19 protein-coding genes are annotated in these 18,587 nt (G+C 69.2%); 11 read left to right on the plus strand and 8 right to left on the minus strand.

From position 1 onward, the window contains the following. Positions 1–4 precede the first annotated feature (4 nt). From C8P66_RS12635 to C8P66_RS12650, 4 genes are all read right to left on the minus strand, one after another. Complete coding sequence (locus tag C8P66_RS12635; protein WP_111398626.1) at positions 5–571, minus strand: peroxidase-related enzyme; 567 nt, start codon at positions 569–571, stop codon at positions 5–7. Then, positions 568–1,065 (minus strand): CMD domain protein, encoded by a 498-nt coding sequence (locus C8P66_RS12640; RefSeq protein WP_146422843.1) that lies wholly within the window; start codon positions 1,063–1,065, stop codon positions 568–570. The genes C8P66_RS12635 and C8P66_RS12640 overlap by 4 nt, the downstream gene beginning before the upstream one ends. A 63-nt stretch (positions 1,066–1,128) precedes the next feature. Next, complete coding sequence (locus tag C8P66_RS12645) at positions 1,129–1,590, minus strand: GNAT family N-acetyltransferase (RefSeq protein WP_211314128.1); 462 nt, start codon at positions 1,588–1,590, stop codon at positions 1,129–1,131. 37 nt (positions 1,591–1,627) lie between these two features. Continuing rightward, positions 1,628–2,305 carry an RraA family protein gene (locus C8P66_RS12650; RefSeq protein ID WP_111398629.1) on the minus strand — a complete coding sequence of 226 codons (678 nt, stop codon included), beginning with the start codon at positions 2,303–2,305 and terminating at the stop codon, positions 1,628–1,630. A 68-nt stretch (positions 2,306–2,373) separates the two neighbouring features. Here C8P66_RS12650 and C8P66_RS12655 point away from each other — a divergent pair, with 68 nt between their 5' ends. The 4 genes from C8P66_RS12655 to C8P66_RS12670 all read left to right on the plus strand — a co-directional run bounded on the left by C8P66_RS12655 (position 2,374) and on the right by C8P66_RS12670 (position 8,037). Beyond that, positions 2,374–3,381, plus strand: coding sequence for an NAD(P)-dependent oxidoreductase (locus C8P66_RS12655; RefSeq protein WP_111398630.1), 1,008 nt, complete (start codon positions 2,374–2,376; stop codon positions 3,379–3,381). A 311-nt stretch (positions 3,382–3,692) separates the two neighbouring features. After that, positions 3,693–4,133 (plus strand): periplasmic substrate-binding domain-containing protein, encoded by a 441-nt coding sequence (locus C8P66_RS12660; protein ID WP_111398631.1) that lies wholly within the window; start codon positions 3,693–3,695, stop codon positions 4,131–4,133. Between the two features lie 138 nt (positions 4,134–4,271). After that, positions 4,272–7,640, plus strand: coding sequence for a PAS domain S-box protein (locus C8P66_RS12665; protein WP_146422845.1), 3,369 nt, complete (start codon positions 4,272–4,274; stop codon positions 7,638–7,640). Between the two features lies 1 nt (position 7,641). Continuing rightward, positions 7,642–8,037 carry a response regulator gene (locus C8P66_RS12670; RefSeq protein ID WP_245903483.1) on the plus strand — a complete coding sequence of 132 codons (396 nt, stop codon included), beginning with the start codon at positions 7,642–7,644 and terminating at the stop codon, positions 8,035–8,037. A gap of 6 nt (positions 8,038–8,043) precedes the next feature. Here the strand turns inward: C8P66_RS12670 and C8P66_RS12675 are convergent, their stop codons facing one another. Genes C8P66_RS12675 through C8P66_RS12685 form a run of 3 tightly spaced genes read right to left on the minus strand, consistent with a single transcriptional unit; the run spans position 8,044 to position 11,041 of the window. Continuing rightward, a complete protein-coding gene (locus tag C8P66_RS12675) occupies positions 8,044–9,060 on the minus strand; it encodes a cytochrome d ubiquinol oxidase subunit II (protein ID WP_211314129.1) in 1,017 nt (338 codons plus the stop codon). A 2-nt stretch (positions 9,061–9,062) separates the two neighbouring features. Further along, positions 9,063–10,406 carry a cytochrome ubiquinol oxidase subunit I gene (locus C8P66_RS12680; protein WP_111398697.1) on the minus strand — a complete coding sequence of 448 codons (1,344 nt, stop codon included), beginning with the start codon at positions 10,404–10,406 and terminating at the stop codon, positions 9,063–9,065. Between the two features lie 5 nt (positions 10,407–10,411). Next, positions 10,412–11,041, minus strand: a complete 630-nt coding sequence (locus C8P66_RS12685) for a GbsR/MarR family transcriptional regulator (RefSeq protein ID WP_111398634.1) — start codon at positions 11,039–11,041, stop codon at positions 10,412–10,414. Between the two features lie 225 nt (positions 11,042–11,266). Here C8P66_RS12685 and C8P66_RS12690 point away from each other — a divergent pair, with 225 nt between their 5' ends. The 3 genes from C8P66_RS12690 to C8P66_RS12700 are packed head-to-tail and all read left to right on the plus strand — an operon-like array spanning position 11,267 to position 14,161. Then, entirely contained in the window at positions 11,267–12,016 is a 750-nt protein-coding gene (locus C8P66_RS12690) for a gluconate 2-dehydrogenase subunit 3 family protein (protein ID WP_111398635.1), read from the plus strand. 13 nt (positions 12,017–12,029) lie between these two features. Continuing rightward, complete coding sequence (locus C8P66_RS12695; protein ID WP_111398636.1) at positions 12,030–13,802, plus strand: GMC family oxidoreductase; 1,773 nt, start codon at positions 12,030–12,032, stop codon at positions 13,800–13,802. Continuing rightward, positions 13,799–14,161, plus strand: coding sequence for a c-type cytochrome (locus C8P66_RS12700; protein ID WP_111398637.1), 363 nt, complete (start codon positions 13,799–13,801; stop codon positions 14,159–14,161). The genes C8P66_RS12695 and C8P66_RS12700 overlap by 4 nt, the downstream gene beginning before the upstream one ends. Here the strand turns inward: C8P66_RS12700 and C8P66_RS12705 are convergent. Then, entirely contained in the window at positions 14,158–15,039 is an 882-nt protein-coding gene (locus tag C8P66_RS12705; protein WP_111398638.1) for a FadR/GntR family transcriptional regulator, read from the minus strand. The genes C8P66_RS12700 and C8P66_RS12705 overlap by 4 nt on opposite strands. Positions 15,040–15,134: 95 nt before the next feature. Between C8P66_RS12705 and C8P66_RS12710 the strand changes: the two genes are divergently transcribed. From C8P66_RS12710 to C8P66_RS12725, 4 genes are read left to right on the plus strand one after another with little or no spacing between them, the layout of a single operon-like run. Then, complete coding sequence (locus C8P66_RS12710; protein ID WP_111398639.1) at positions 15,135–16,118, plus strand: TRAP transporter substrate-binding protein; 984 nt, start codon at positions 15,135–15,137, stop codon at positions 16,116–16,118. Positions 16,119–16,121: 3 nt separating this feature from the next. Then, on the plus strand, positions 16,122–16,793 hold the full coding sequence (locus C8P66_RS12715) for a cyclase family protein (protein WP_111398640.1): 672 nt from the start codon (positions 16,122–16,124) through the stop codon (positions 16,791–16,793). A gap of 10 nt (positions 16,794–16,803) precedes the next feature. Next, positions 16,804–17,313, plus strand: coding sequence for a TRAP transporter small permease (locus C8P66_RS12720; protein ID WP_111398641.1), 510 nt, complete (start codon positions 16,804–16,806; stop codon positions 17,311–17,313). Then, positions 17,310–18,587, plus strand: coding sequence for a TRAP transporter large permease (locus C8P66_RS12725; protein ID WP_111398642.1), 1,278 nt, complete (start codon positions 17,310–17,312; stop codon positions 18,585–18,587). The genes C8P66_RS12720 and C8P66_RS12725 overlap by 4 nt, the downstream gene beginning before the upstream one ends.

Consider the following 18,587-nt stretch of genomic DNA (forward strand, 5'->3'; position numbering starts at 1 on the left):
CGGGCTACTTCGGGACCAGCGGGTCGCCGAGCGACAGCATCAGCCGGTTGGCATTGGCGAACATCGCGATGGAATGGATCAGGTCCAGCACCTCCAGATCATCCAGCCCGGCCGCGCGCAGCGGTGCGAGCTCCGCCGCCGTCATCGCCTGCGGGTCCCGCGTCATGGCCTCGGTGAAGGCGGAGATCGCCGCGCGGCGCGGGTCGGTTTCTGCCGAAAAGCCGCCGTCGAACACCGCCTGCATCGCCTCCGGCTTGCCGGTCGCATCGACGAAGCGGCGGGCATGGACGGAGGTGCAATAGACGCAGCCATTGACCATCGAGACCACCGCCGTCGCGTATTCACGGTCGGCGGTGGGCAGCCCGCCCTTGGCATACATGACGATGGAGAACAGCGCCCCGCGTTCGCCGAGCGAGCCCGGATCATGCGCCAGGGTGCGGGCATAGGCGCCGCTGCGCTGCGCCGGCGGGCAGGCCTCCAGCGCCGCCAACTCGGCCGGGGTCGCGGTTTCGGCGCGGATCGGGGTGAGGCGCGGGCGCCAGCCGACCGGCTTCAGGGTGAAGGAGGTCATGCCGCCTGCTCCTGCTGCAACAGCCGCAGCCCGGCCAGCAGCCGGATCTGGTAGGGCACGAAGGAGACAAGCTGCGTGATGGCAACGATGTCGCGCGGCGTCAGCCCGAGCGCGGTCAGCGCCGCGATCTCCGCTTGGCCGCATCCGGCGGGGTCGGTCGCGAGGATGTCGGCATGGCGGAACAGCACGGCCAACCTGCCGTCGCCGGCCGGGCCGGCAAGGTCTTCGGCCGCGACGATGGCCGGATCGGCCGCATCCACCAGCGCGCGAAACCGCCCGGCCAGGACCGGATCGCCTTCCCGCAACGCGACCCGCAACGCCAAAGCGGCGCGTTCGGCCAGGCTGACGCCGCCCGGATCGCCCGGCCGCAGCAATTCCCGGAAAGCGCCTTGGGCATGCTGCCGCGCCTCGGGGCGCTGGGCGCGCAAAAGGGCCAGCGGCGATCCGGGGGCGAGCCCGAGGATCTCCTCGATCAGATCGGTGTCAGGGCTCACGGGCGGCTCCGGCGAAGGGTTCGGCACCGACACTATCCAAGGGTTGCGCCGCGACATAGGGGCTCAGCCCGGGTCCCCCGGGGCGCGCTTGCGCAAGGGGCGGGACAGGGTCAGCGCGGGACCGGTAAAGCCGAGGGCCGCACAGAATGCCTCGGCCTCCGGGCTGCCCGGGGGCAGGGCGATATCCAGCCGGTCGCAGCCTGCCACTCGCGCCGCCTGGGAACCGGCCTTGACCAGCAGGCGGCCGATGCCGGAGCGGCGGTCCTCCTCCGCGACCAGAAGTGTGGTGATCCGGGCGATCGGGCGGTCCGATTGCAGGCTTGGCGCCCAATCCAGCACGATCAGCCCACAGGGCAGCCCGGTCCATCCCGTCGCGACCAAGGCGGCGGCGAAGGGATGGGCGGCCAGGGCCTCCAGCCGCGCCGCGATCCGTGGCGAGGCGTCGTGCAGCAGGGCGGCCAGATCGGCCGCATCCCCGCCGGCCGCGGCGCGCAGGTCCACCCCGGCACGTCGCGTCGCGGCCAAGGGGGGTGTCAGCCCCGGCCGATGGGGCGAAGGGGGCTCAATCGAGCCCCGAGCAGCCCAGCTGGCGCAATGAGACATTGACCCATTCGCGGTCGCTGGTGCCGGCCTCGATCTCGGCCATCTGCCTGGTCTCGGCGGCATGCTTGGCGGTCGCTGCCTTGCAGACGGCCTCGGCGTCGTCATAGCCCACGGCGAGCACGCCATCGGCATCGCCCAGCACCAGATCGCCCGGGGCGATGGTCATGCCGTCGATCGCGATGACCACGTTGATCTCGCCGGGGCCGTTCTTGTAGGGGCCGCGATGGCTCACCCCGGCCGCGAACAGCGGCAGGTTGGTCACCCGGATCGCATCGGCATCGCGGATCGAGCCATTGACCACGAACCCCGCGACGCCGCGCTTGATGGCGTGGGCGAGCATCATCTCGCCCATCAGCGAATTGGTCAGGTCGCCGCCGCCATCGACGACGATGACGTCGCCCGGCTCGGCCATGTCGATCGCCTTGTGCAGCATCAGATTGTCGCCCGGGCGGGTGCGGACGGTCAGCGCCGGGCCGGCCAGCACGCCCGCGGTGTGCATGGGCCGCAGGCGGGGCCCCGCGGCGGTCAGGCGGGACATGGAATCGCTCACATTCGCGACCGGCAGCGTGCGGAACCGTTCGACCAACTCGGGGCTGACCTTGCGGGTGCGGGGGTAGATGGCGAAACCGATGGGCATCTGGACTGTCTCTCCGGGGCAATCTGTGCGGGCTTCTGCACGCGGGTGCCATGCTGCATCATGGTGGGATGAGCACGACAACCCCCTTGCAGGTCTTTCTCACCCACACTGAGGAAGAATTCGCCGCCTATTACGGCCCCGCCGGGCTCGCCGGGCTGCTGGCACATGCCAGGGTTGTCCGCAACACGACAGGGCGGGTCCTGGCCGGGCGCGAACTGGCCGAGGCCGCGGCGGGGTGCCAGGTCATCGTCGCCCATCGCTCGGCGCCGGGTAACGCCGAGACCTTCGCCCATGCCCCGGCGTTGCTCGCCTTCCTGCGCGGCGCGGTGGATATCAGCACCATCGACGTGCCCGCCGCCTCGGCCGTCGGCGTGCTGGTGACGCGGGCGACGCCGGGCTTCACCGATGCGGTGGCCGAGCTTGCCATCGGGATGATGGTCGATCTGGCACGGGGGGTGTCCGCGGCGGTCTGTGCCTACCGGGCGGGGCGGGAGCCGGTGCCACCGATGGGCATGCAGCTGACCGGCGCCATGCTGGGCATTATGGGCTATGGGCGGATCGCCCGGCGCCTCGCGCAGATGGCCCTGGGCATCGGGATGCGGGTGCAGGTGCACGACCCCTATACCCCGCCGCGGGAGCCGGGCGTCGCCGCCGTCTCCTTCGCCGAGGTGCTGGCATCGTCGGACGTCGTCGTCTGCCTCGCGCTCTCCACGCCCGAGACCGCCGGGCTGTTCGATGCCGGCGCCTTCGCCGCGATGAAGTGGGGGGCGATCTTCATCAACCTCTCCCGTGGCGAATTGGTGGATGAGGCGGCGCTGGAGGCAACGCTGGACGCGGGGCATCTGCGCGGTGCGGCGATGGATGTGGGCCAGGCGCCGGACCAGCGGCCGCAGCCGCATCTGGCGCGGCGCGCGGATGTGGTGGCGACGCCGCATATCGGCGGGCTGACCGCCGAGGCGCGGGACCACCAGATGATGGATACGGTGCATCAGGTCGCCGCCCTCGCCGCCGGGCGGATGCCGGATGGCGCGGTCAATGCCGCGGACGCCCGCCGCCTCCGGCAGTTCTGGGCCTGACAGCGGCGTGACGCGGGTCGCCGTCGAGGCGCTCCGTTTCCTGCCGGGGCGGGAGGTTTCCGACGACACCGCGATCCTGACGCTCAAGAACCTCGTCGTGGAACCGCTGTGCCGCGGCCCGAGGCGCGGCTCGCGATCAACCACGCCGTGGACAAGGCCGCGATCATCGTCAGCCCGCATCACTCGGGTGCCCGCGCCTGCGCCTTGTCGCCCATCCCCTATGACCCGTACCGCGCTCGGCAGCTGTTCGATCGCTGCGGCATCGCGGGCCCGGTCGTGATCCGCACCCCTCTCGCGATGCCGGTCTCGCGATGCCGGCGAAGGCGCCGCAGGTCACCGAAGCGATCGCCGCCTCCCTGGCCGCCATCGGCGTGGCGACGCAAGTGGAGCTTCAACCCGACCGCCCCGCCTATGCCCGCGAGGTCGGGGCCAAGCGGATCGGCGACATGGCGATCTTCGATTCCACCCCCTACGGCAGCTTTCGCGTCCTGAACGACAAGGTCTCGGCCACGACCCAGGCGTTGTGGTGGCAGGGCCATGATGATCCGGCGCTGGAACTCCTGGTCCAAAGGGCCAATGCTGCGGTCGCGGAACCGGAGCGCGAAGACGCCTACGGCCGTTGCCTCGCCTGGCTTCGGCACACTCCGCCCTGGCTTTACCTGTTTCATCCAATCGATGTCTGCGCCGCGGGCCGGGCCATTGCCCCCCCAGCCCTGGATTGCAGAGGAGTGTTGCAATTCGTGGGACGATAGCCGGCAGCGGGCGAAAGGGATGATGCTCACGTCATCGCGACCGGGCGGTGCCACGCCGCCCCTTGCGCCGGAAGCCGCATTCTGCGCCCGTCCGGCCAGCACGAACATACCCTGTTGCTTAGATGAAAGGAGGCCGTGGTGAGTGGGATCATCAGCCCGAAGGGCGCCATCGACGCCCGGCGGGCGCCCGGTCGCGCCCCGGCCGGCACCTGGCCGCTCGCGCGGGTGATCGCCTTGCTCACCGCCCTGGCCACCATCCCGCCCACCGTCGTCGCCACCATATCGGCCTGGAACGCTGCCGAGCGTGAGGTCAGCTCCAATCTCGATGTCGCCAGCGAAGCGGCGCGGCGGGGCGCGCGGAACATCCAGCGTGCCTTGGGGGAGCAGAGGGCCGCCATGCTCGCCCTGGCGGCAACGGAAGGCCCGCATACGGAGAACCTTGCCTGGCTGGTCGCCGCCTGGCCGCAGGCGACGGGTCTTTGTGTCCTGCTCGCCGATGCCGCGGGCGGGGTGGTCGCTGCCAATGACAGCGTGAATGGCGCGGTGCCGTTGCCGCCACCAGCCCGCGCCGCGCTGATCGCCGCCGCCATATCCGGCACCAGCCAGGTCAGCAGCGCCTTTACAGTGGCCGGGTCGACCGAGGTGGAGACGCTCGTCGCGGTGTCGGCGGGGCCCGGCACCCGCATGGCGCTGGCGATCCGCGCCAGGGTCGGCGCCTTCTGGTTGCCGCTGCTGGACACGCTGCAATTGCCGGCGGGCTGGACGGCCTCCCTGGTGGACCGGGGCGGTGTGATCCTCGGCCATATACCGATCGGTGCCGGCCAGGCTGCCGCACGTCTGCGGCGGCCGATGGGCGATTGGCTGCGCTCCTCCGCGCGCGGCACCCAAGGGGTGATCCGCAACACGGCCGAGCTGGAGCAGGTCTATACCGCCTGGCATGACCTCGACGACGCGCCCTGGACCGTGATCGTCACGATCCCCGCGCATCTGGTGGAGGATGCGCGGTACACCGCGCTGATGCCGGTGCTGCTGGGGGGGGGGCTTGCCTTCATCATGACCGGCCTGCTGGGCTGGGGCGCCGGGCTGCGGCTTGGCTCGGCGGTACGCCGCATTGAGGGCGCGGCGGCAGGACTTGGGTCGGGGCCCGGCTCCGGCGTGCCGACCAGCTCGACCCGGATCACGGAAGTCGCCGCGGCCGAGGCGGCCATCGCCGCTGCGGCCGGCCGCCTGCAGTCGCAGGAGGCGGAAGCGCGGACCCTGGCCAGCCGGCTGGTGGTGCTCCAGGAATCCACCGCCGATGCGATCCTGGGGCTGGATCGCGCCTTCCATGTGACCTGGATGAATGGCCGGGCGCGACGGATGCTTGGCGAATTGGCCGAGGACATGCTGGGCAAGGGGCTGTTCGACATGCTGCCCGCCTGCACCGGTGGGCCGTTCGAGGCCGCCTACGTCCGCGCCATGAACGACCGGGCGCCGCAGCGCGTCACCGCTTGGCATGCCTCGCTCAACCGCTGGATCTCGGCCGACGCCTATCCCGGCGAGGATGGCGGCCTCACACTCTTTCTACGCGACGCGGGCAGCCATCGCACCGCCGAGGACGCGCTGCGGGAAAGCGAGGCGCGGCTGCGCGCCGTGCTGGACCATGTGCCGGTCGGCGTGCTGCTGGCCGAGGCGCCCTCGGGCCGCGTCGTCTTCGGCAACCGGCGGCTGGAGGAGGTGATGGGCCATCCGGTCCGCCAGCTCAGCGATCTCGGCGCCGATGCCGGCTGGGATGCGTTCAATGCCGATGGGCGGCGGTTGCAGCCCTCCGAGACGCCGCTCGGCCAGGCGCTGGCCCATGGCGCCGCGGCATCGCGTGAACTGCTGTACCGGCGCGGGGACGGCACCACCACCTGGCTGCGTGCCTCGGCCGCGCCCATTCGCGATGCGGATGGGCAGATGACCGGGGCGGTGATGGCGGTGACCGACGTCGCCGTGGAACGCCGCGCCGGCGAGGCGCTGCGGGAAAGCGAGCTGCGGTTCCGCACCCTGGCCGAGGCCGTGCCGCAGATCGTCTGGTCGGCCCGGCCCGATGGCGGGGTCGATTACGTGAACCCCCGCTTCACGGAATTCACCGGCCGTCCGGCGCATGAGGCGAGCCTGCCCGGAAGCCCGGTGCTGCATCCGGATGACGCCCCCGCGGTCCGCACCGCCTGGGTCAGCGCGCTGGCGGCGGGCCGTGCCTTCGCCGCCGAGTACCGGATGCGCGGCGCCGATGGCTCCTGGCGCTGGTTCGCCGCCCGCGCCTTGCCCGCGCGCGGGCCGGAGGGCGCCGTGCGGCGCTGGATCGGGGCGGCAACCGACGTCACCGACCTGATCGCCGCGCGGGAGGCCTTGCAGATCCAGGTGCTGGCCGAGGCCAATGCGCGCGCCGAGGCCGTCGCCAGCGCCAATGCCCTGGCGATCAGCGAGGAACGCTTCCGCCGCTTCGGCAGCGCCAGCCCGGATGTGCTCTGGATCACCGATGCCGCCGGGACCCGCGTCGATTACGTCAGCCCCGCCTTCGAGCGGATCTGGGGCGCGGGCTGTGCCGCGCTGATGGGCGATGCCTCGCTCTGGACCCGGCTCGTGCATCCCGATGACCGGGACCGGGTGGCGGCAACCCGCGCCGGCCCCTCCCGCGCCGACAGCATCGAGTTGGAATACCGCGTCGTCCGCCCCGATGGGCAGGAGCGCTGGATCCGTGACCGCGCCTTCCCGATCGCCGATGCGGTGGGCGGCTTTTACGCCCGCGGCGGCATTGCGCGCGACGTGACCGAGGCCAAGGCGGCCGAGGCGCGGCAGCGCCTGCTGATCGGCGAGCTGAACCACCGGGTGAAGAACACCCTGGCGACCGTGCATTCGCTTTCCCTGCAGACCGCGCGCGGGCCCCTGGCGGCGGCCGGGCTGCGGACCTTGCCGCAGGAGGCGGATGCCGCGGCCGGCGGCGCGATCGTGCGCTTCGTGCTGGATTTGCAGGCCCGCATCATGGCCCTGTCCCGGGCGCATGATCTGTTGACCGCGACCACCTGGCAGGGCGCGACCCTGCGCGAGACGGTGCGCTCCGCGTTGACGCCCTGGCTACCCCGCGTGCCGGATGAGGTGGCGCGGGTCGAATTCGGCGGCGAATCGGCCTGGCTGGCCCCGAAGCAGGCGCTGGGCCTGGCCCTCGCCTTGCATGAATTGGCGACCAATGCGGCCAAGCATGGTGGGCTATCGGTGCCGGAAGGACGCGTCGAAGTGCGCTGGCACCGCATTGCCGAAGGGCGGTTGCAGCTCGACTGGATCGAGCGCGGCGGCCCGCCTGTGGCGCAGCCGACCCGCCAGGGCTTCGGCACCCGGTTGCTCCAACGTGGGCTGGCAGGGGAGCTGGGTGTGGGGGCGAGCGTCGCGCTCGACTATGCGCCGGCCGGTTTTGCCGCCACCATCATCTTCGCGCCGACCGCGCATGGTCCAGGGGCCGGCATTCCGATCGAGGTGGAAACGTGACATGCCTACCAACGGCCGTGTGATGGAGGGGACATTGTTGGCAGGCCGGCGTGTCCTCGTGGTCGAGGATGAAGCCCTGGTGGCGATGCTGGTCGAGGACGCGCTGCTCGATGCGGGGGCGGAAGTCCTGGGGCCGGTGCGCAGCGTGCCCGAGGCGCTGGCACTGATGGCCAAGCAGGTGCCCGACGCCGCGGTGCTCGATGTGAATCTCGATGGGGTGCCGAGCACGCCCATCGCCGATGCGCTGGCTGCCGCGGGCGTGCCGTTCATCGTCGCGACCGGCTATGGCATCGACGGCCTGCCGCCGGGCCATGCCGGGGTGCTGGTGCTGGCCAAGCCCTATGACCCGGTCGCCCTGACCCAGGCGCTGGCCGGATTCTGGCCAGCGCCCAAGTAGCGGGTATCAGTAGTAGCGCAGGTCCGTGGCTTTGCCGCCGAAGATGCGCCAGACGAAGATGGTGTAGCCCAGGATGAAGGGCAGCACCGCCAAGGCCCCGAACAGGATGATGAGCAAGGATTCGGGCGGGCTCGCGGCCTGGAAGATGGTCAGTCGGTCGGGCACGACATAGGGCCAGAACGAATAGGCCAGGCCCTGGAAGCACAGCACGAAGATGCCGACCACGGCCGCGAAGGGCACCCAGTCCAGCCGGTGGTCCACCCGCGGCATGTGGCGCAAGGTCAGCATCGCCACCAGGAACAGCCCGGCCGTGGCGATCGGGATCGGCGCCAGCCCCAGGATTTCGGGCAGTGCGAACCAGCGCTCCAGGATACGCGGGCTGGCCAGCGGGGTTGCCGCCGAGACCACCACCACCCCGGCCGCCGTCAGCCACAGGCAGGTCCGCGCCCAGGCGATGGCTTGCTTCTGCAGCGCGCCTTCCGTCCGCCAGACCAGCCAGACGGCGCCCACCAGCGCATAGCCCGCGACCACGAAGATGCCGGTGAGCATCGCGAAGCCAAGCGAGACCCAGCCCGGATCGGGCAGGCCCTGGATGTAGAGCCCCAGCATCCAGCCCTGCGAGAAGGCGGCGAGCACGCTGCCGGCCTGGAAGGCGATGTCCCACCGCGGCTTCTGCGTGGGCGGCGCCTTGACGCGGAACTCGAAGGCGACGCCGCGCACGATCAGCCCCGCCAGCATCAACACCACAGGGATGTAGAGCGCGGTCAGGATCACCCCATGCGCGAGGGGGAAGGCGGTCAGCAGCAGCCCGACGCCCAGCACCAGCCAGGTCTCGTTCGCATCCCAGAAGGGACCGATGGAGGCGATCATGCGGTCGCGTGAAGGCTCGTCCGGCATCCGCCGCAGCAGAATGCCGACGCCGAGGTCAAAGCCGTCCAGCACCGCGTAGAGCAGCATGGAGAGCGCCATCAGCCCGGCGAAGACGATCGGCAGCCAAGCACCGGGGGGAAGGGTGTCCATCATCGTCACTCCGCCGGAAGGGCTTTGGGGTTGGTGCCGCCGGGATCTTCCGTGGTTGGCAGGTCGGGGCGCCGGGCCAGATGCAGCAGCGTGCCGATATAGGCCGAGAGCAGCACGAGATAGAGCACCACATAGAGGCCGAGCGAGCCGATGATCGTCGTTGCCGGCACCGGGCCCACGGCATCGCTGGTGCGGAGCAGCCCCGTGACCAGCCAGGGCTGGCGGCCGATCTCGGTCACGTACCAGCCGGCCAGGGTCGCGACCCAGCCGGAGAAGGTCATCCCCACCAGCACCCAGCCGATGAGCCGGTTCGGGCCACGGCGCCACAGCAGCCAGGTGGAAATCCAGGACACCGCCAGCATCAGGAAACCGAGCCCGACCATGACGCGGAAGGCGAAAAACACCGGCGCCACGGGCGGGTGGTTGCCGATGAACTCATCGAGACCGAGCACCCGACCATCCCATTCATGCGTCAGGATCAGCGAGGAGAGGTTGGGGAGCGGGATCTCGTAGCGGTTGGAGCGTGTCGCCTCATCGGGGATGGCGAAGAGGCGCAGGGCGGCGCCGTCCTCGGTCTGCCAGATGCCCTCCATCGCCGCGACCTTCTGCGGCTGGTGTTCCAGCGTGTTCAGCCCATGCGCGTCGCCCACGAAGATCTGCACCGGGATCAGCACCGCGGCGAGGGTGGCACCGACCCGCATCACCCGCAGCACGCTGGCGCTCGTGTCACCACGCAGCCAGCGCCAGGCCGATACCCCCGCCAACAGGAAGGCGACAGTCAGCGACGAGGCGATCAGCATATGCGTCAGGCGATAGGGCATCGAGGGGTTGAAGATGATCGCGACCCAGTCGGTCGCATGCACGATGCCGTCGCGGATCTCGTAGCCCTGGGGCGTCTGCATCCAGGAATCCAGCGCGATGATCCAGAAGGCCGACAGCGTGGTGCCGCCGGCGACCAGCGCCGTCGCGAGGGTATGAATACGATTGGGGACCCGGCCGATGCCGAAGAGCATGATCGCGAGGAAGGAGGCCTCCAGGAAGAAGGCGGTCAGAACCTCATAGGCCAGCAGCGGCCCGGCGACGGGGCCGACCTTCTCCATGTAGCCGGGCCAGTTGGTCCCGAACTGGAAGGACATGGTGACGCCCGAGACCACGCCCATGGCGAAGGACAGGGCGAAGATCTTCACCCAGAACTTGTAGGCGTCCATCCAGGTGTCGTCGCGGGTGCGGTTGAAGCGCAGCTTGAAGAACAGCAGCACCCAGCCCAGCGCGATGGTGATCGTCGGGAACAGGATGTGGAAGGACATGTTCGTCGCGAATTGGATGCGTGCCAGAACGGTGGGGTCCATGGCGGTCACTCCTTCGAAGTGGCATGGGGCAGGGAGGCACGGGGCAGGGCGGTGCGGGGCAGGGCGGTGCGGGGCTGTCGCGGCTTGCCGCCGAGCACGACCGTCAAGCGATCCTTGGCATCGAGCAGCTTGACGACTCCGGAACCAAGTTTCAGCAATTGGATGAGGCGCTCATCCGGCAGGCGCTGCACCTCATCGGCCCAGGTGGTCAGCAATTCTATGGTGTTGGTGAGGGCGCGCAGCCGCTCCTGCGCGTGGATCTCCTCCTCCGACGCCGGCTGCTGCATCAGCAGATCGCGCAGCACGGAGAGCGTCGGATCGACCTCGCGCTTGCGGCGTTCCTCGGCCAGGGTGCGGACGATCGCCCAAGGGTCCTCCAGCGCGGTGAAATAGTCGCGCCGGTCATCGGGCAAATGCCGCAGCTTCACGAGCCGCCAAGTGTCCAACTCCCGCAGCCCCATCGAGACATTCGAGCGTGAGACGCCAAGGCGCTGGGTGATCTCCTCGGCGTTCAGCGGCCGGTCGGCGGCGTAGAGCAGCGCATAGATCTGCCCGACCGTGCGGTTGATGCCCCAGCGCGATCCCATCTCGCCGAAATGCAGGACGAAGGCCTGGATGAGGGGAGGAAGTTCCATGCCTGACAGTTATTTCAGAAATGTCTGAAATACAAGCGGATCGCATCGATGGTCCCCAGCAAGGTTGATCCGACATGGCAATCATGATGCCTTCGCATATCGTAACGGCCGGCGGCGCGCCCTTAATTCCGCCAGCCCCGCGGGGCGCGGGAGGCAAGCGCCGGACACTGGCGCGCAACACAATGACGACGCAGCCGCGGTGCAAGCGTCGCTGAAAGGCGGTCCATGCCCAAAGATCCAGCACTCGCCAGGCGCAACTTCCTCAAAGGGGCGGCCGTCGGCGGCACGGCGGCGGCGACCCTCGGCGGGGCCGCGCTCACCACCCCGGCAGTCGCCCAGCCCGCGCCCGCACCGGCCGCCCCGGCGGCTGCGGCACCAGCGGCCGCCGCGATGCCGGCCCCGGGCTACATGTTCCTCAAGCCCGAGGAGGTCGCCTTCGTCGAGGCCATGGTGGACACCATGATCCCGGCCGATGCGTTCACGCCCAAGGGCACGGACATGGGCCTCGCCACCTTCATCGACCGCGCGCTGGCCGATGGCTGGGGCAAGGGCGACCGGCTCTATCTGCAAGGCCCGTGGAAGCAGGGCACGCCCAACCAGGGCTACCAGCTCTCCCTGACCCCGGCGGCGCTGTGGCGCGCGGGGATCGAGGCGACCAACGCCCATTGCGTGAAGGCCCATGGCCAGCCCCTCGACCAACTGACCGAGGCGCAGCGCAACCAGGTGCTGCTCGACCTCGACGGCGGCCGCATCACCTTCGAGGACGGGCTGCCGGCCCGGACGTTCTGGAGCATGGCCTATGGCAATGTGATGGAGGGGATGTTCGCCGACCCGATCTATGGCGGCAATCGCGACAAGGCGGGCTGGCGCCTCGTCGGCTTCCCCGGCGTGATCCAGAACAACCGCAACAACGTCGTCACCTGGCGCAACCGCAAATACGACGTCGAGCCCGTCTCGATCTCGGACATGAGCTGAAGGGGTCAGGCAGATGGCACGCAAACTTCCTGAAGTGGACGTCGTTCTTGTTGGCCTGGGCTGGACCGGGGGCATCCTTGCCAAGGAATTGTCGGAGGCGGGGATGAAGGTCATCGCCCTTGAGCGCGGCGCGATGCGCCGGCCGGAGGAGGATTTCCAGGTCCCGCGCATCCGTGACGAACTGCGCTTCGCCAACCGCACCGACCTGATGATGAATACCACGGTCGATACCATGACCATCCGCAACACGCCCGCTGAGGAAGCGCTGCCGATGCGGCGCCTCGGCTCCTTTCTGCCCGGTGAGGGCGTGGGTGGCGCGGGGTCGCATTGGAACGGCGTCACCTGGCGCTGGGGCGACATGGAGCTTCAGATCCGCAGCAAGTACGAAGAACGCTACGGCAAGGACTACATCCCGGCCGACCTGCTGTTGCAGGATTGGGGCATCACCTACGCCGAGCTCGAGCCCTATTACGAGAAGTTCGAGCGCACAGCCGGTGTTTCGGGCAAGGCAGGGAACTTGCGCGGGCAGCGTATCCGTGGCGGAAATGTCTTCGAGGATGCGCGCGCCAGCGAATACCCCTTGCCGCCACTGCAGGATTCTCTGGCGGGCATGATGTTCGCCAATGCCGCGACAGAGATGGGCTTTCATCCCCATGCCCGCCCCGCGGCGAATGCCAGCGAGGCCTATACCAACCCCGATGGCGCGCAGATCGGCGCCTGCCAGTATTGTGGCTTCTGCGAACGCTTCGGCTGTGAGAGCAATGCCAAGGGCACGCCCGATGTCACCGTGATCCCGCAGGCGATGCGGAGCCCCAACTTCTCGCTGAAGACCCATGCCTGGGTCACCAAGGTCAACAAGGACAGCGACGGCCGCAAGGCGACCGGCGTCACCTATACCAACCTGCTGAATGGCGAGGAACTGGAGCAGCCCGCCGGCATCGTCGTGCTCTCCGCTTATGGGCTCAACAATGTCGCGCTGCTGCTGTGGTCCGGCATCGGCACGCCCTACAACCCGAGCACGGGCGAGGGGCTGGTCGGGCGCAACTACTGCTACCAGACCGGAACCGGGGCGACGCTGTTCTTCCCCGACAAGGCCTTCAACCCCTTCATCGCGACCGGGGCCTGGGGCCACAACATCGATGATTTCAACACCAACTGGGACTTCGACCGCAAGCCGCACAACTACATCGGCGGCAGCACGATCTCGGCGGGGCAGTCCAACGGGCGGCCGATCGGCTACCGTCCGGTGCCCGCCGGCACGCCGCGCTGGGGCAGCGAGTGGAAACGCGCGACAAAGACCTGGTACCAGGGCTCGATGGCGATCGGCTCCTCCGGCTCGGTGATGCCGAACCGGGCGAACTTCCTCGACCTGGACCCGACCTGGCGCAATGCCTTCGGCCAGCCGTTGATGCGGATGACCTTCGACTACAAGCCCAACGAAATCCGCATGACCGAACATGTCGCAGGCGTGGTCAACAACATCGCCCGCACCATGGGCGCGGCGCAGGTTTCGGCCGCGGGGCCGCGGCGCAGCTGGTCGGCGGTGCCGTATCAGTCCACCCACAACACCGGCGGCGCGATCATGGGCAGCAATCCGCGGGAAAGCGTGGTGAACAAGTATCTGCAATCCTGGGACATGCATAATCTGTTCGTGATGGGGGCCAGCGCCTTCCCGCAGAACTCCTCCTACAACCCGACCGGCCCGGTCGGCGCCATGGCCTATTGGACGGCGGAGGCGATCAAGACGCGCTACCGCCAGAACCCCGGCCCGTTGGTCCAGGCATGAGACGCGCGGTGCTTCTCGCCGTGGTCCTGGTGCCCGCGGCGGGGCCGGTCCGCGCCGCCGATGCCGAACATGGCGCGAGCCTGTTCGAGCAATGCCAGGCCTGCCACACGCTGACGGTGGAGAATGGTGTGGGGCCCACGCTGAAAGGCGTCATAGGCCGCCACGCCGGCGCGATCGCGGGGTTCCGCTACTCGCCGGCGATGCGGCGCGCCAATGTCGTATGGGATGCGGCGACGCTGGATCGTTTCCTGGCCGATCCCCAGGCGGTGGTGCGCGGCAACCGGATGCCCTTCGCCGGCGTCACCGAGGCCGGCGACAGGCAGGACATCATCGCCTTCCTGGCGAAGGAGGGGTCCTAGCCGACCGGGGGCGCGGCGCGCTTGCCGCGCCTCTGCGTGCGGATGCGTGACAGGTGCTCGGTCATCGCAGCGTCCGCCGCCTCCGGGTCTCGCTGCGCGATGGCGGCGAGGATGCGCTGATGGTCCTGCCAGCTACGTCTGGTCGCGCCCGGGGCCTCAAGCACCGGGCGGCGCAGTTGCTGCGCCTGACCATAGATCTCCACCAGTATGGCGGCCAGAAGCCGGTTGCCTGAGGCGCGGTGGATGCCGGTATGAAACTCCGCGCCGCAGATGTGGAAGATCGCGGGATCGCGCAACGCGCGGCCCTGTGCCTCCACCAGAACGTGCAGATGCTGCAATGCTTCCGTGCCGATGTGCCGCGCGGCCTCGCTTGCCGCGGCGACCTCCAGTTGCAGGCGCGCGCCATGGATCTCCGCGGCGCTGTAGCGGCTCACGGCCAAGGCCGGCTTGGCCGCCAACCAGCCCTCCTGGCCCAGCACGCGGGATCGCGCGCCTTGCGCCACGCCGATCATCCCCCGCGCGACCAGCGCCTGGATGGCGCCACGCACGGTTTCCCGGCTTACCTCGAGCGCTTCCGCGAGGTCGCGTTCCGATGGCATTTCGTCGCCCGCGCGCAGCAGGCCGGTGACGATCATGCCGGCAAGCTTGTCGGTGATCTGCGCGCGGACCGTGCGTTTGGACAAGCCGGCACGCAGGTCGGCGAAGGTATCAAACATCGTCACCTCTGAACTAAGCGTAATGCTCCGGGCGCACTGGTCAACTGGTCTGGTAGGTAGACCGGTTGACAGTCTCAGCACGGCAGGGGCAGGCTGGTGGAAGACCCGGAACAGGGTAGTGAGGAGACCAAGATGCGCGCCATGCGCCGTGGCGAATGACATCGCCGCCGATGCGACCGGCCACGCCCCGCCATCCCTGTTCCGACCATCGCGCCAAGGCGATGCCGCGTCATAACGAAAAAAATGGGAGAAACACCATGACGATCACCCGTCGCCTGCTGATCGGCGCGCTGGCCACCCCGGCGCTTCTCGGCCGCGCCAATGCCCAGGCGATCCGCCTGCGCTTCGCGCATCCGCATCCCGACAGCGACAGCTGGAACCGCGCCTCCCGCATATTCGCCCAGATGGTGAACGACCGCAGCCAGGGCACGCTGAACGTGCAGGTCTTCGGCAACGGCGTGCTGGGCAGCGATCCCACCACCATCGCCGCCGCCCGTGGCGGTTCGCTCGACATCGTGCTGACCGGCAATCCCTATTTCACCGGCCTGGCGCCGAAGCTGAACGTGCTCGATCTGCCCTTCCTGTTCAAGGACCGGCGGCACGTGACGGCGGTGCTCGACGGCCCCATCGGCCAGGAACTGCGCGGCGATCTCGATGGTTCCAACCTGCATGTGCTCGGCTTCTGGGATATCGGCTTCCGCAATCTCACCAATTCGCGCCGGGCCATTTCCGCCCCGGCCGATCTGCGCGGGCTGAAGATACGCACGACGCCGAACCCCGCCCACATTAAGGCGTTCCAGCTGCTCGGCGCGAACCCGGTGCCGATGCCCTTCACCGAGCTGTTCACCGCGCTGGAAACCCGCACCGTGGATGGGCAGGAAAACCCGACGACGTTGATCCTCAACGCCCGCTTCTACGAGGTGCAGCGCCATGTGAGCATCACGCGCCACGCCTATACCGCCGGCATCCTGGCCGTCGGCAAGCAGCGCTGGGACTCGCTGACGCCGGCGCAGCGCGACATCCTGCAATCCGTGGCGAATGAGGTCACGCCGCAGCAGCGGGCGATGAACGAGGATGCCGAGGCCTCCTCCCTCGCCGAGCTGAAGGCCAAGGGCATGGAAGCGGTCGAGCATCCCGATCGCGAGGCCTTCGCCCGCGTCGTCACCGAGGAGGTACGGCGCGACTTCGCCAGCCGCTACGGCACCGCCTTGCCGGATGCCATCGACGCCGCCGGCGCCTGACCCATGCGGATCGTTGATCTCTCCATGCCCATCGCGCCGCATTTCCGCTGGCGCACCGAGCTCAACATCACCGGCAACATCAAGGCGGGGGACCAGTTCCGGGTTTCCCGCCTGGATGGCGCCTGCCACGGCTTCAGCCATGTGGATGCGCAGGCGCATATTCTCGCTGACGCACCAACGATTGAGGCGACGCCGCTGGACCGCGTCGTTGGCCCCTGCCGGGTGCTGAACCTACGCGATGCGCCCGCGAACCAGCCGATCGACGCCGCCCGGCTGCGGGCGGCCGACCCTGGCGGGCCGGAGGGCGAGATCCTGCTGCTCTCGGCCGGCTGGGACCGGCAACGCGACTGGAACACGCCGGAATTCTGGCGCGAGGCCCCATGGCTCACGCGCGACGCCGCCGAATGGTTGTTGAGCCGCAAGCCCAGCGCCGTCGCCTTCGACTTCCCGCAGGACTTCCCTATCCGCTTGCTGCTGGATAAGATTGAAGTCCCTTTCGAGCAACATGTGACGCATGACGTGCTGCTGCGTGCCGGCGTCACGCTGATCGAGTATCTGGTGAACACCTCGGCGCTGCCCGGTCCGCGCAGCTTCCTCTGCGCCGCGCCACTGCTGTTGCCGGGCGCGGATGGCGCGCCCGCGCGGATCTTCGCGATCGAGGGCCTCGCCGCGTGATGCCGCCAGTATGATCGGGCGCACGGCGGATCGCGTGCTGGCGGCGGCCGAGGCGCTGCTGGCGTTGGCCCTCGCGGCCATGGTGGTGATGGTCTTCGGCAATGTCGTGCTGCGCTACGTCTTCGATTCCGGCATCACCGTGTCGGAGGAGCTGTCGCGCTTCCTCTTCGTCTGGATCACTTTCATTGGCGCCGTGGTGGTGATGCGGCGTGGCGGACATTTGGGATTCGACCTCGTGGTGCGCATGCTGCCAGGGGTCGGGCGGCAGGCCTGCCGGATCGTCTCCGACCTTTTGATGCTGCTGTGCTGCGGCATGTTCCTGCGCGGCGCCTGGAGCCAGACCTTGTTGAACCTTGACAACCCGGCGCCGGTCTCGGGCGTGCCGCTCGGCTGGGCCTATGCGGCGGCGGTGCTCTCGGCCGTGGGGCTCGGGCTGCTGGTGGCGGCGGACCTGATCGGGGCGTTGCGCGGACAGGACCCGCCCGAACCGCCCACCTTGCTGGAAGACCCCGGCGCATGACCGTGCTCCTGTTCATGGGCGTGCTGCTCGCCGCCATGGCGATCGGCATGCCCATCGCCTTCGCGCTGCTGGTCTCCGCCATCGCCATGATGTGGCAGCTGGATGCGCTCGACTCGCAAGCCATGGCGCTGCAGATGATCAATGCGTCCGACAGCTTCGCGCTGCTCGCCGTGCCCTTCTTCCTGCTGGCGGGGGAGGCGATGACCGCGGGCGGGCTCTCGCGCCGGCTGGTCGGCTTCGCGCTCGCTTTGGTCGGTCATGTGCGCGGTGGGCTCGGCTATGTCGCGGTCATCGCCGCGATCCTGCTGTCCTCGCTGTCGGGCTCGGCGGTGGCCGATACCGCCGCACTCGCGGCCGTGCTGGTGCCGATGATGCGCCGCGCGGGCTATGACGTCGGCCGCGCCGCCAGCCTGATGGCGGCGGGCGGCACCATCGGCCCAGTGATCCCGCCCTCCATCGGCTACATTGTCTTCGGCGTGGCCGCGAATGTCTCGATCACCTCGTTGTTCCTCGCCGGCATCGTGCCGGGTCTGCTGATGGGCGCGGCACTGGCGGTGACCTGGTGGCTGGTGGCGCGGCGCGAGAATGTGGAACCGCTGCCGCGCGCGACCTGGGGCGAGACGGCGCAGGCGCTGCGCGACGGGCTCCTGGCCCTCGGCCTGCCGGTGCTGATCGTGGCCGGTATGAAGTTCGGCCTGTTCACGCCGACGGAAGCCGGGGTGGTGGCGGCGGTCTATGCCATTCTGGTCGGCATGTTCGGCTATGGCGAGTTGAAGCCCTCGATGCTGCCGGGCGTGTTGCTTTCGGCGGTGCGGACCAGCGCCTCGGTGATGTTCCTGGTCGCGGCGGCCAGTGTCACCGCCTATTTCATTACCATCGCCGATATTCCCGGCCAGATACGGCCCTATTTGGAACCCTTCATCGGCCACCCTGTGATGCTGATGGCGGTGATGATGCTGCTGGTGGTGGTGGTCGGCACCGCGCTCGACTTCATTCCCACCATCCTGATTCTCACGCCGGTGCTGATGCCGCTGGTGCGGGAGGCCGGGATCGACCCGGTCTATTTCGGCGTGCTGTTCATCATGAACAACTCGATCGGGCTGATCACCCCGCCGGTCGGCACGGTGCTGAATGTCGCCTCGGCGGTGGCGGGCGTGGATCTGGGCAGGGTCACCCGCGCGGTGGTGCCCTTCCTCATCTCACAGCTTGTGGTGCTGCTGCTCCTGGTGCTGTGGCCAGGTCTGGTGACGGGGCCACTGCACTGGCTGCGCTGA

The sequence above is a fragment of the Humitalea rosea genome (genome assembly GCF_003253705.1).
Classification (GTDB): Bacteria; Pseudomonadota; Alphaproteobacteria; order Acetobacterales; family Acetobacteraceae; genus Humitalea; species Humitalea rosea.

Excerpts from the sequence above, each read along its gene's own strand:
- C8P66_RS12720 (WP_111398641.1), top strand. The coding sequence starts at position 16,804 with ATGATCGGGCGCACGGCGGATCGCGTGCTGGCGGCGGCCGAGGCGCTG.
- C8P66_RS12725 (WP_111398642.1), top strand. The coding sequence starts at position 17,310 with ATGACCGTGCTCCTGTTCATGGGCGTGCTGCTCGCCGCCATGGCGATC.
- C8P66_RS12680 (WP_111398697.1), bottom strand. The coding sequence starts at position 10,406 with ATGGACCCCACCGTTCTGGCACGCATCCAATTCGCGACGAACATGTCC.
- C8P66_RS12695 (WP_111398636.1), top strand. The coding sequence starts at position 12,030 with ATGGCACGCAAACTTCCTGAAGTGGACGTCGTTCTTGTTGGCCTGGGC.
- C8P66_RS12710 (WP_111398639.1), top strand. The coding sequence starts at position 15,135 with ATGACGATCACCCGTCGCCTGCTGATCGGCGCGCTGGCCACCCCGGCG.
- C8P66_RS12690 (WP_111398635.1), top strand. The coding sequence starts at position 11,267 with ATGCCCAAAGATCCAGCACTCGCCAGGCGCAACTTCCTCAAAGGGGCG.
- C8P66_RS12675 (WP_211314129.1), bottom strand. The coding sequence starts at position 9,060 with ATGATGGACACCCTTCCCCCCGGTGCTTGGCTGCCGATCGTCTTCGCC.
- C8P66_RS12705 (WP_111398638.1), bottom strand. The coding sequence starts at position 15,039 with ATGTCATTCGCCACGGCGCATGGCGCGCATCTTGGTCTCCTCACTACC.
- C8P66_RS12700 (WP_111398637.1), top strand. The coding sequence starts at position 13,799 with ATGAGACGCGCGGTGCTTCTCGCCGTGGTCCTGGTGCCCGCGGCGGGG.
- C8P66_RS12655 (WP_111398630.1), top strand. The coding sequence starts at position 2,374 with ATGAGCACGACAACCCCCTTGCAGGTCTTTCTCACCCACACTGAGGAA.
- C8P66_RS12650 (WP_111398629.1), bottom strand. The coding sequence starts at position 2,305 with ATGCCCATCGGTTTCGCCATCTACCCCCGCACCCGCAAGGTCAGCCCC.
- C8P66_RS12660 (WP_111398631.1), top strand. The coding sequence starts at position 3,693 with ATGCCGGCGAAGGCGCCGCAGGTCACCGAAGCGATCGCCGCCTCCCTG.
- C8P66_RS12670 (WP_245903483.1), top strand. The coding sequence starts at position 7,642 with ATGCCTACCAACGGCCGTGTGATGGAGGGGACATTGTTGGCAGGCCGG.
- C8P66_RS12635 (WP_111398626.1), bottom strand. The coding sequence starts at position 571 with ATGACCTCCTTCACCCTGAAGCCGGTCGGCTGGCGCCCGCGCCTCACC.
- C8P66_RS12715 (WP_111398640.1), top strand. The coding sequence starts at position 16,122 with ATGCGGATCGTTGATCTCTCCATGCCCATCGCGCCGCATTTCCGCTGG.
- C8P66_RS12685 (WP_111398634.1), bottom strand. The coding sequence starts at position 11,041 with ATGGAACTTCCTCCCCTCATCCAGGCCTTCGTCCTGCATTTCGGCGAG.